The sequence below is a fragment of the Ligilactobacillus sp. UO.C109 genome, assembly GCF_026847815.1.
Classification (GTDB): domain Bacteria; phylum Bacillota; class Bacilli; order Lactobacillales; family Lactobacillaceae; genus Ligilactobacillus; species Ligilactobacillus salivarius.
This window is the reverse complement of sequence record NZ_JAPSFH010000034.1, coordinates 1-12,159: the sequence shown is the minus strand read 5'-3', so window position 1 is coordinate 12,159 and position 12,159 is coordinate 1. Positions and strand designations below refer to the sequence as shown.

Below are 12,159 nucleotides of genomic sequence, written 5' to 3'. Positions count from 1 at the left end.
TTAAATTTGCTTCATACTATTTTTGCTTTTATCAAGTCTGCTATGGACAATATATCATAACAAACAATCAATTCACAGTTTTTCGCATTTATATATTTTAAATGGATATTCAGTATTTGTCAATACTAAATATAACTATTAACTATTTATTTTTTCTGCAGCTACTGGATTCTTAACTTTTATCGTTATTTCACCTTTTTTAGCACCTATTGTTACTGTTGCTCCAGTTTCGATATTACCTGCTAATAATTCTTCACTTAGTAAGTCCTCTATCTTATCTTGAAGGACACGTCTAATAGGACGAGCACCATATTCAGCATCAAATCCAGCTTCTGCAACTATATCTATTGCTGCAGGGGTAATTTTCAGATTAATATTTTGCTCTTTAATCCTATCTATAATATTCTTAGCCATCAATTTAACAATTTGATGAATTTCTTCTTTATTAAGCGAATGGAATACAACAGTTTCGTCAAGACGATTCAAGAATTCTGGTCTAAAAGTCTTCTTCAATGTTTCTCTAACTTTTGCTGCCATTGCTTCATAATCATCGCTGACATCTTTTGCACCAAAACCTACTGATTTTTCATCGCGTAAGGCTGTAGCACCTAAGTTAGATGTCATAATGATAATTGTATTTCTGAAGTCTACCTTTCTACCTTTAGAATCAGTTAAAAATCCATCATCTAATACTTGTAACAAGATATTGAAAACATCATTATGAGCTTTTTCAACTTCATCTAATAATACTACTGAATAAGGATTATTTCTAACCTTTTCAGTTAATTGTCCGCCTTCATCATATCCTACGTATCCAGGAGGAGATCCAATTAAACGACTAGTTGTGTATTTCTCCATATATTCACTCATATCAATTCTAATCATTGAATCCTCTGAGCCAAACATAGCTTCTGCTAAAGCTTTAGCTAATTCAGTTTTACCTACACCTGTAGGACCTAAGAACATAAATGAGCCAATTGGTCTTGTAGGATCCTTCAAACCACTTCTTGCTCTTCTTATCGCTTTACTTACTGCTTTAACAGCTTCATCTTGTCCTATAACTCGATTATGCAATATCTTTTCTAATCTAATTAGTCGGTCTCCTTCAGAACGATTAATTTGAGTTACTGGAACACCAGTCCATTCAGAAACAACTTCTGCAATATCTTCAGCCGTAACTTTTACACGATAGTTATTGCTATCCTCTTCATCTTTGTCACGTTGGATTTGCTTTTCAAGCCTTTCTTGAATCTTTAATTCTTCATTTCTGATTTCTGCAGCTTTTTCAAAATCTTCTTTTAACAACGCTTCTGTCTTCTCTTGGGAAAGCTCTGATAATTTCTTCTTTATTGCAGAAACTTTGTCCACTTTTTGTGCATTATTAATTCTTACTCTAGCAGCAGCCTCATCCATTAAATCAATTGCCTTGTCAGGTAAAAATCTTGAAGCAATATATCTTTTACTTAACTTAACTGCACTCTCTAATGCCTCATCTGTAATTTGAAGTTGATGATGTTTTTCATATTTAGGACGTAATCCTTTTAGAATTGTCAACGCTACTTCTGGGGTTGGCTCATTGATTGTCACACTAGCAAAGCGTCTTTCCAAAGCTGCATCAGCTTCAACATATTTTTGATATTCATTTAAAGTTGTTGCACCTATTACTTGTACTTCACCACGCGCTAATGCTGGTTTTAAAATATTGGAAGCATCTATCGCGCCTTCAGCACCACCCGCGCCTATTAGAGTATGCATTTCATCAATGAATAAAATAACATTGCCATCTTCACGAATTTCTTCAATAATCTTCTTTAATCGATCTTCAAATTCACCACGATATTTTGTTCCAGCAACCAAAGATCCCATATCAAGCATCATTACACGCTTATTCTTCAAATTATCAGGAACTTCACCATTTACAATCTTTTGTGAAAATCCTTCTGCAACAGCTGTTTTACCTACACCTGGTTCTCCCAAAAGAACTGGATTATTCTTTGTCCTTCTACTTAAAATTTGAACAACACGCTTAATTTCATTATCTCTACCAACTACTGGATCAATTTGATCTTTACGCACCATTTCTGTCAAATCACGTGCTAATTCATCTAACGTAGGTGTACCATTATCCTGTTTCTTTTCTGATAACGCTAATTTCTTACGTGTTCTATTAGCTGTTGTTGCATCTACACCCATTGTACGATAGGTAATATTTTTCACCTTACGTAAATCAATATTCAGAGCTGCTAGAATACGTGAAGAAATAGTTTTATCATCTTCTAATAGTGCTAACAAAATATGTTCTGTTCCTACCTTTTCAACATTAAAAAGTTTAGCATGTTCTCTAGCACGCTCTAATACATAACGAGTCCTTGGGGAATATGGTAAATAAGTATCAGCGCCTCTACGTTGTAAATTACCGTATCCTACGATATGTTCAATTTCTTCTCGCACATCTACTTCAGTTACTACAAAACTTTGTAATACTTTAGCAGCTACGCCATTTTTCTCCATTGTTAGTGCTAAAAGTAAATGCTCTGTTCCTATTGCTTGATGCTTGAAGTAATTAGCTTGTTGTTGTGCAAGAACTAATACTTGTTTAGCACTCGGTGTATACCTTTCTTCCATAGCCATAACCATTACTCCCTTCTATTCTTCGCATCTCAATTGATTTAAGATACTTACCAAAATCCTTGCGCGAATCATATTTTCCATTTCAGCAGTCGGCAAATCCAAAGCTTGTCGGCTAATAGCAGCTAAGACATAATTTGCTTCTTTTCTAGAAAAGACGCCATCCTCGTATAAACTACTAATTAATTGGTAAGCCTGGTTTTCTGTAATTTCAGTGCCAATTGCAGAAATCAAATCATCTAAAACAGACTGATTCTCTGCCAAATCTACTTTTACAATCCGAATATAGCCGCCACCGCCACGTTTACTTTTAACAACATAGCCATTTTTCAAAGTAAAACGAGTTTTTATTACATAATTAATTTGTGATGGAACACAGTCAAATTGCTGTGCAATCTCAGACCGCTTTATTTCAATTCTTCTTGAATCAGCCAATATATCTTTCAAATATTGTTCAATAATATCTGAAATGTTACGGTTCTGCATAATTCTCCATCCTCTCTTGTAGGTTTGACCTACATTGACTTTTAGTCTATTATAAATGAATTTCGGCAACAAATGCAAAAATTTAGTATCTATTAACAATCAAAAAACTCTCTTTAAAGTAGTGCAAGAATTTTTTAATCCCTACTCTACTCAAAGAGAGTTTAACAATATTGTGTTTTTTTAGAATCCTATCGGAAAAACAAGATTCGAACTTGCGACCCCATCGTCCCGAACGATGTGCTCTACCAAGCTGAGCTATTTTCCGAGTACAGATTCCATTATATTACTTTATTTTTACTTATTAAAGCTTGAACGCTCCACGTTTTTTCACATTTAAACGTAATTCCTCAAGGCTTTCAATTCCCAATTCTTCCATTCTCTTTGGAAGTTCTTCAATCAAATGTGGACAAATCATAGAATCATGGAAATGTGCAGTTCCAACAGCAACAGCTGAAGCACCAGCCATATACATCTCTAAGACATCATCTACTGTTTCTACCCCGCCCATCCCAATAATTGGCAAATCAGTATTTTGAGCGACTTGATAGATCATTCTAATCGCAATTGCTTTTACAGCTTTCCCAGATAAACCACCCATAATGTTACCAAGTACTGGTTTACCTGACGCTACATCTATGTGCATTCCTAAAACTGTATTAATCATGCTTATTCCATCTGCTCCACCACGCTCCACAGCTTTAGCAATAGCCACTATATCTGTTACATTAGGTGAGAGTTTTACATAAACAGGAACTGTTGAAACTTCCTTAACTTTCTTTGTTAATCTTTCAGCAACTTCTGGAACAGTTCCAAATGCCATACCACCTTCATGAACATTAGGACAAGATATATTCAACTCTAATGCATTAACCATTCCTGATTGTGACAATTTAGTAGCTACTTCAACATAATCATCTTCTGTTGCTCCACCAACACTTCCAATTATTGGTAGTTCAGGATATTTTTCTCTTAAAGCTGGTAACTTTTCAGACACTACTACATCTACACCAGGATTAGTAAGACCAACTGCATTTAAGACTCCATCTTCAATTACTGAAATTTTAGGATCAGGATTCCCGGTTCTAGCTTCTGGAGTAGTAGTTTTTATAACCAATGCTCCTAATGTATCCAAAGAATATTTATTAGCACTTGGAACATCGCCGAAGCCAAAAGTCCCACTAGCAGGCATGATAGGATTTTTTAATTCTAGTCCAGGCAATGATACTGCCAATTTTTTTGTTTCCATGATAAATTCCTCCATTAATTAAAGTGAGTTAGTAGCAAATGAACGATTTTCAAGTGCTTTTAATAATGCATCTGCTGTATTTAATGATGTTAGCAATGCAATATTATGCTCGATAGCTAATTGACGGATTACAAATCCATCCGATGCTACTTCTTGATCATGACTCATAGTATTGATTACTAAATCAACACCATCATTAACGATCAAATCATGTAATGAAGTTTCATTACCAGTATCTTTACCTAACTTATCTACAGTTTGTACAAACAAACCATTTTCACGTAAAAATTGACTTGTTCCTTCAGTTGCGAACATACGATAACCTATCTTACTAAATCTCTTAGCAAGTGGTAATACAGCATCCTTATCTTTATCTTCAATTGTTAATAGTACATTTCCATTATCTGGTAATTCCATCTTAGCACCTGTAAATGCTTTATACAGTGCTTTTTCAAAGGTGTAGTCACTACCCATAACTTCACCTGTAGACTTCATTTCAGGTCCTAAGAAGCTATCAACATCTGCTAACTTACTAAATGAGAATACTGGTGCTTTAACATGTACCATATCACTTTCACGATATAAACCACTTTGATATCCTTGTTCTGCTAATGATTCTCCTAGAATTACTCTTGTTGCAACTTGTGCCATTTCAATTCCAGTAATCTTACTTAAGAATGGTACAGTTCGACTAGCACGAGGATTTACTTCTAACACATATGCTTCATTGTTATGGATAATAAATTGAATATTCATAATACCAACACACTTTAATGCGACAGCTAACTTTTCAGTTGCATCCACAATTTGTTGCTTTATATTTTCATCAAAACTTTGAGGTGGATAAACAGCCATAGAGTCTCCGCTGTGAACGCCAGCATGTTCAATATGTTCCATAATACCTGGAAGTAATACGTCTTTACCATCACAAATCGCATCTACTTCACATTCTAGACCTGACAAGTAAGCATCTACGAGAATTGGGTGATCAATTTCTGCAGGAGCATTTTGTGCTAAATAATCTAATAACTCTTGTTCATTATTAACAATTTCCATAGCACGACCACCTAAAACATAACTTGGACGAACTAATACTGGATAGCCAATTTCTTCTGCACAAGCAATAACTTGTTCTTGAGTAGTTGCTGTTTTACCAATTGGTTGTTTCAATCCTAAATTCTTAATTGTTTGGTCAAATAGTTCTCTATCTTCAGCTCTATCTAGATCTTCAACTGTTGTACCTAAAATCTTTACACCATGTGCTTTTAATCCAGCGGCTAAGTTAATCGCTGTTTGCCCACCAAATTGTACAATTACTCCCATTGGTTGTTCTAAATCAATCACATTTAAAACATCTTCAAGTGTTAAAGGTTCGAAATACAATTTATCAGAAATCGAGAAATCCGTTGATACTGTTTCAGGATTAGAATTCATTACAATTGCTTCATATCCTAATTTTTGGATAGCCTTAACACTGTGTACAGTTGCATAGTCAAATTCTACACCTTGGCCAATTCTAATAGGACCTGAACCTATTACAAGCACTGATTTTTTATCAGATTTTTTACTTTCATTTTCTAAATCATATGAGCTATAGAAATAAGGTGTACTTGAATCAAATTCTGCTGCACAAGTATCTACCATCTTGTAAACAGGTAGCAATTTATGTTCTTTACGTAAATTTCTTACTTCATCTTCTGTAGTGCCCCATAACTTAGCAATTGTATAATCACTATATCCGTAACGTTTTGCATGTTTTAAAACGTCTAAATCTTCTTTATTTTGAGAAAGTTTACTTTCTAACTCTACAATTTGCTTTACAATATCTAAGTAATACAAATTAATCTTGGTTAATTCGTGTACTTCTTCAATTGTGTAACCTCTACGAAATGCTTCTGCTATATAAAATAGTCTGTCATCTTGTGCGTGGAATAATTTTTCTTCTACTTCATCATCAGTTGCAGATTGTGCTTTAGCAGAAATTAAATCTTTTTCGTCAATTTCTAATGAGCGAACTGCTTTTTGTAAAGCTTCTTGAGCACTACGTCCAATAGCCATTACTTCACCAGTTGCCTTCATTTGAGTACCTAAACGACGATTTGCACGAGTAAATTTATCAAATGGCCAACGTGGAATCTTAGCAACAACATAGTCAAGAGCAGGTTCAAATTCAGCAAATGTTGTTCCTGTAACAGGATTTTTAATTTCATCCAGTGTCAATCCTACGGCAATCTTAGCTGCTAATTTAGCAATAGGATAACCTGTTGCTTTAGAAGCTAATGCTGATGAACGTGATACACGAGGATTTACCTCAATAACATAGTATCTATAACTATTAGGATCCAAAGCTAATTGAACATTACATCCACCTTCAATTTTCAATGCTCTTATTAATTTCAAAGAGCAATTACGCAACATTTGATATTCTCTATCTGATAAAGTTTGAGTTGGAGCAAACACGATAGAATCACCTGTATGTATACCAACTGGATCAAAGTTTTCCATTGAACATACTACCATCGCATTATTGTCAGCGTCTCTCATTACTTCAAATTCAATTTCTTTGTAACCCATAATTGATTTTTCAATCAAACATTGAGTTGCTGGTGAAAGTTCTAGACCGTTGGCTACTATTTCCTTTAATTGTTCAGGATTATCACACAATCCGCCACCAGTTCCTCCCATCGTAAATGCAGGACGAACAATAACAGGATATCCAATTTCAGCTGCAAAATCTAAAGCTTCTTGCACAGTTTCAACAGTCTTTGAGTCTGGAACTGGTTCATTTAATTCTTGCATTAAGTCCTTAAATCTTTGTCTGTCTTCAGCTTGATCAATTGCATCTAATTGCGTTCCTAGAAGCTTTATTCCTAATTCTTCTAAAATTCCAGTTTTAGCCAATGCGATTGCTAAATTCAAACCAATTTGACCACCTAAAGTAGGTAAAATTGCATCTGGAAATTCTTGACGAATGATTCGAGAAACTGATTCAACTGTTAATGGCTCAATATATACCTTGTCGGCAATTTCTGTATCTGTCATGATAGTAGCAGGATTGGAGTTTACTAAAACTACTTCATATCCTTCTTCACGTAAAGCCAAACAAGCTTGTGTTCCAGAATAATCAAATTCTGCTGCTTGACCGATAATAATTGGACCTGAACCAATCACCATTATTTTGTGGACATCTGTTCTTTTAGGCATTGTTTCTCTCTTCCTTTCTTTGATCAATAATTTGCATAAAATCATCAAAAATATCTATTGCATCAAGTGGTCCAGGTGCTGCATCTGGATGGAATTGCACGGAGAATGCTGGATAATACTTGTGCTTAACACCTTCTACGGTTCCGTCGTTAATTTCTGTATGTGTAACAATTAAATCTGTTCCTTCAATGGAATCTGGATCTACTGCATACCCATGATTTTGTGAGGTAAACATTATCTTACCTGTAGCAATTTCTTTTACTGGATGGTTAAAGCCTCTATGACCAAATTTCATCTTAAATGTTTTAGCTCCATTTGCTAATGACAAGATTTGGTGACCCAGGCAGATACCAAACACTGGCAATTTCCCCTCAATTTCTTTGACCATTTCAACTGCATTTTCCATCATAATTGGATCACCAGGTCCATTAGATAGTAATACTCCATCTGGCTTAAGTCTTAAAATATCTTTAGCTGTGGCCGTATAAGGTAAAACAATTGTGTTACAATCACGTGCAGCCAACTCACGTAAAATACTATGCTTAACCCCATAGTCTACTAAAACAACGTTTCGCTTATTACCAGGATTTGGATATGCTTTACTTGTAGACACTTCAGCTACCATTTGACTGGTTATTTCTGTATTATGTAATCTTTGTTTTGCTTCCTCAATGTCAACTTCAGCATCAACTAACATACCTTTCATTGTTCCGTGTGAACGTAAGAGTTTGGTTAATGCACGTGTGTCAATACCACTAATTCCTGGAATATTCATTTCTTCTAAAAATTCTGGAAAACTTTCTTGTTTGCGCCAATTAGTTGAAACTCTAGCAACCTCACGACAAACAACACCCTGACAATTTGGTTCCAAGGATTCAAAATCATCTAAGTTCACCCCATAGTTACCAATTAATGGGTTAGTGAAAACTAAAATCTGATTGGCATATGACTGATCAGTAACAGCTTCTTGATATCCTGTCATACCGGTAGTAAAAACTACTTCACCAAAAGAAGTTCTTTTTGCTCCAAATCCTTCACCTTCAAAAACAGAGCCATCATCTAAAATCAAATAGCGTTTCATTACTTTTCCTCCTTTTGGTATACTTTTTGCCCATCTACCATAGTTAAAACTGTTTGACCATACACTTTTTCGCCTGTAAAAGGTGTATTTATTCCCTTAGATAAATAATCTTCCTCTTTTATGACATATTCTTTATTTAAATCAAAGATTGCTAAGTCTGCACTCTTTCCTGGTAATAATTCTCCGGCATCTTCCATTCCAAATTTTTCAGCAGGATTAATACTCATCCATTGTAATAATTGTTCCAGTGTGAAGATTCCTGTTTTGACAAATTTGGTATACAACATTGCAAATGCTGTTTCACTACCAGTAATACCAAATGATGCCTCTCGCATATCACCAGTTTTTTCGTCAATGCTATGTGGAGCATGATCTGTAGCAATCATATCAATTGTTCCGTCTAACAAACCATCAATTAAAGCTTGTCTATCTTCTACACCTCTTAATGGTGGATTCATCTTATAATAAGGATCATTTCCAGGAATATCGACATCTGCTAGTAGTAAATGATGTGGCGATACTTCACATGTTACATTTATTTTATGTTGTTTGGCCAATCTAACTAATTCAACACTTTCTTTAGTAGACACATGACATACATGGTAATGAACTCCAGTCTCTTTGGCTAAAAGTAAGTCACGAGCAATTTGTGAAGATTCGCTAATGCCTAGGATACCTGGTAATCCTAATTCTTCAGCTCTCTTTCCTGCATTCATAACACCACCGAATAATAATGAATTATCTTCCACATGTGCTACAATCGCCATATTTAAAGCAGCTGCTGATTTCATTGCTTGATACATTGTTCCTGCAGTTTGAACACCAGATCCATCATTACTAAAAGCAAATGCACCAGCTTTTTTCATTCCATCAAAATCAACTAATTCCTCACTTTTTAGACCATGAGTTATCGAACCGTATTGTTTAACTTTAACAACACCATCTTCTTGATTACGGGAACACATTTTCTCTACCAATTCGGGTGTATCAGGTACTGGATCAAGATTAGGCATTGCACAAACTGTAGTATATCCACCATGTGCAGCTGCTAAACTTCCAGTATGAATAGTTTCTTTATATGTAAATCCTGGATCTCTATAATGAACATGAACATCAACTAACCCTGGTGCAACTAGTTTATTAGTTGCGTCAATTTCTACTAAATTTTCTTTTACTACATCTGATAAATTCTTACCAATTGCCTTAATTTTCCCATCTTCAATTAAGACATCAGCTTGATAAATTCTTCCAGCTTGGTAAAGATTTCCATTTTTAATTAATGTTGCCATTATTCTAGTCCCCCTAACTTTCGACCTCTCATTACAGCTTCAATCATTGCCATACGCATAAATACACCATTTTTCATTTGTGTTACGTATCTTGACTTAGGTGCTTCAACTAATTCATCTGCCCATTCTACACCACGGTTTACAGGACCTGGATGCATAATAATTGCATCCTTCTTTAATTTATTGTAACGCTTTTCATCAAGTCCATACAATTTATGGTACTCAGTTTCTGAAAATAATTTTTCATTTTTATCACCGTCATGACGTTCATGTTGAACTCTTAATAACATCACAACATCCATATTTTCAATTAATTCATCTAGTGGTGCATATTCCCCATATTTATCAAATTCTGAACTATACCAATATTCAGGTCCTGAGAAGTATACTTTTGCACCTAATCTAGTTAGTAATTGCATATTACTTCTCGCTACTCTTGAATTCTTTAAATCTCCAACAATCACAACTTTTAATCCTTTAAAAGCTCCAAACTGTTCGTGAATAGTCATAATATCTAACATGCATTGTGATGGATGTTGTCCACTTCCATCACCACCATTTATAATTCCCATGTTTAAATGTTGATCGGGATTTAAATTAATCAATTTTTCGTAATAATTATTTTCTGAATGTCTAATAACGGATAAATCTACTCCAAGAGCCCCAAGTGTTAATAATGTATCATATAAAGTTTCTCCTTTATTTACAGAAGAATGACCTGGATCAAAAGGAATAACTGTTAATCCTAATTTTCTTTCTGCCATTTCAAAACTTGTATGTGTTCTAGTTGAATTTTCGAAGAATAAATTAGCAACATATACTTCTTTGTTCAAATGAGGAGCTTCCCCACCATTCTTAAAATATTCTGCTCTTTTAATTAATTTTTCAACATCTTCATTTTCTAAATTTTCAACTGAAACGAAATTATTTAGACTTAATAATTTATCCATCTTTTTTCTCCTTAACAAAAAATACCCCGGAAATAATCATTTCCGGGGTAAAAGTTTATACGACATCCATTTGTATACAGTTATATCGCATCTTATAAAACCTTTTTGCACTCTCTGGAAACAATTAAATGGTTTATTATACAATAACCTATAAAAAAACACTTAGTTTAGAATTGTCCAAACTAAGTGTAGGTATAAATAGAAGATCACAGTAATTAACTATGCTTCAATCAGTATACTTTATCCGAGCTCTTAAAAAAGACGCTTCCTTCTTAGCCTCTCTGGACTATTCTTAAAGGTTTATTGCTGTAACTAAGGATACTTTAAAACAAAGTTAATGTCAAGATAAAAAATGAGAGATTCTTCGATCTCTCATTTTAGCTATATCAGAAATTAAAAAAATCGGGAAGACAGGATTCGAACCTGCGACCCCCTGGTCCCAAACCAGGTGCTCTACCAAACTGAGCTACTTCCCGATAATGCATCCAGCAGGAGTCGAACCTGCAACCTTCTGATTCGTAGTCAGACACTCTATCCAGTTGCGCTATGGATGCAAAAACTATACAAAATAAAAAAACTGAAATATATTCAGTTAACGCAATGCACCCAGCAGGAGTCGAACCTGCAACCTTCTGATTCGTAGTCAGACACTCTATCCAGTTGCGCTATGGGTGCATTAATAATGCCGAGGACCGGAATCGAACCGGTACGGTGATCACTCACCGCAGGATTTTAAGTCCTGTGCGTCTGCCAGTTCCGCCACCCCGGCAAAATTAAAAGCGGAAGACGGGATTCGAACCCGCGACCCCCACCATGGCAAGGTGGTGTTCTACCACTGAACTACTTCCGCATTATGCCGACTAGAGGATTCGAACCTCCGACCCCCTGTTTACAAGACAGATGCTCTGCCAGCTGAGCTAAGTCGGCTTCATAAATGGTGCGGGTGAAGGGACTTGAACCCCCACGTCATAAAGACACTAGAACCTAAATCTAGCGCGTCTGCCAGTTCCGCCACACCCGCAAAAAAGGCAATAAATGAGTCGTGACAGGCTCGAACTGTCGACCCTCTGATTAAAAGTCAGATGCTCTACCGACTGAGCTAACGACTCATATGGAGGATACAGGGTTCGAACCTGTGACCCCCTGCTTGTAAGGCAGATGCTCTCCCAGCTGAGCTAATCCTCCATATCGCACGGCGACTTCCTACCCTCGCAAGAGGCGTTCCTCTAACTACTCTCGGCGTTACGAAGCTTAACTTCTGTGTTCGGAATGGGA

7 protein-coding genes, 10 tRNA genes and 1 rRNA gene are annotated in these 12,159 nt (G+C 35.6%); all 18 read right to left on the bottom strand.

Translation table 11 applies throughout. From position 1 onward, the window contains the following. Window positions 1-138: 138 nt before the first annotated feature. The gene (locus OZJ21_RS08785) at window positions 139-2,625 is read right to left on the bottom strand and encodes an ATP-dependent Clp protease ATP-binding subunit (protein WP_201897352.1); all 2,487 of its coding nucleotides are present in this window, start codon (window positions 2,623-2,625) and stop codon (window positions 139-141) included. 21 nt (window positions 2,626-2,646) lie between these two features. Then, the gene (locus OZJ21_RS08780; RefSeq protein ID WP_003701965.1) at window positions 2,647-3,114 is read right to left on the bottom strand and encodes a CtsR family transcriptional regulator; all 468 of its coding nucleotides are present in this window, start codon (window positions 3,112-3,114) and stop codon (window positions 2,647-2,649) included. A 191-nt stretch (window positions 3,115-3,305) separates the two neighbouring features. Next, window positions 3,306-3,379: transfer RNA gene (locus OZJ21_RS08775), tRNA-Pro, on the bottom strand. 36 nt (window positions 3,380-3,415) lie between these two features. Continuing rightward, complete coding sequence (locus OZJ21_RS08770) at window positions 3,416-4,360, bottom strand: dihydroorotate dehydrogenase (RefSeq protein WP_011475575.1); 945 nt, start codon at window positions 4,358-4,360, stop codon at window positions 3,416-3,418. Window positions 4,361-4,378: 18 nt separating this feature from the next. Continuing rightward, window positions 4,379-7,564 carry a carbamoyl-phosphate synthase large subunit gene (gene carB, locus OZJ21_RS08765; RefSeq protein ID WP_268857694.1) on the bottom strand — a complete coding sequence of 1,062 codons (3,186 nt, stop codon included), beginning with the start codon at window positions 7,562-7,564 and terminating at the stop codon, window positions 4,379-4,381. Further along, window positions 7,557-8,645: a carbamoyl phosphate synthase small subunit gene (locus OZJ21_RS08760; protein WP_003709212.1), complete on the bottom strand. Its 1,089-nt coding sequence runs from the start codon at window positions 8,643-8,645 to the stop codon at window positions 7,557-7,559. The genes carB and OZJ21_RS08760 overlap by 8 nt, the downstream gene beginning before the upstream one ends. Continuing rightward, complete coding sequence (locus tag OZJ21_RS08755) at window positions 8,645-9,934, bottom strand: dihydroorotase (protein ID WP_003699711.1); 1,290 nt, start codon at window positions 9,932-9,934, stop codon at window positions 8,645-8,647. The genes OZJ21_RS08760 and OZJ21_RS08755 overlap by 1 nt, the downstream gene beginning before the upstream one ends. Next, window positions 9,934-10,884: an aspartate carbamoyltransferase catalytic subunit gene (locus OZJ21_RS08750; RefSeq protein WP_087367019.1), complete on the bottom strand. Its 951-nt coding sequence runs from the start codon at window positions 10,882-10,884 to the stop codon at window positions 9,934-9,936. Before OZJ21_RS08750 ends, OZJ21_RS08755 begins: the two co-directional genes overlap by 1 nt. A 402-nt stretch (window positions 10,885-11,286) precedes the next feature. Further along, window positions 11,287-11,360 (bottom strand) — tRNA-Pro (locus OZJ21_RS08745). A gap of 4 nt (window positions 11,361-11,364) precedes the next feature. Further along, window positions 11,365-11,438, bottom strand: a tRNA-Arg gene (locus OZJ21_RS08740). Between the two features lie 47 nt (window positions 11,439-11,485). Further along, window positions 11,486-11,559: transfer RNA gene (locus tag OZJ21_RS08735), tRNA-Arg, on the bottom strand. Between the two features lie 8 nt (window positions 11,560-11,567). Continuing rightward, window positions 11,568-11,653: transfer RNA gene (locus OZJ21_RS08730), tRNA-Leu, on the bottom strand. A gap of 9 nt (window positions 11,654-11,662) precedes the next feature. Then, window positions 11,663-11,734: transfer RNA gene (locus tag OZJ21_RS08725), tRNA-Gly, on the bottom strand. Between the two features lie 4 nt (window positions 11,735-11,738). Beyond that, window positions 11,739-11,811 (bottom strand) — tRNA-Thr (locus tag OZJ21_RS08720). A gap of 8 nt (window positions 11,812-11,819) precedes the next feature. Next, window positions 11,820-11,905: transfer RNA gene (locus OZJ21_RS08715), tRNA-Leu, on the bottom strand. 15 nt (window positions 11,906-11,920) lie between these two features. Next, window positions 11,921-11,993 (bottom strand) — tRNA-Lys (locus OZJ21_RS08710). Window positions 11,994-11,996: 3 nt separating this feature from the next. Then, a tRNA-Val gene (locus tag OZJ21_RS08705) sits at window positions 11,997-12,069 on the bottom strand. Window positions 12,070-12,074: 5 nt separating this feature from the next. Further along, a 5S ribosomal RNA gene (rrf, locus tag OZJ21_RS09865) occupies window positions 12,075-12,159 on the bottom strand; the annotation flags it as partial.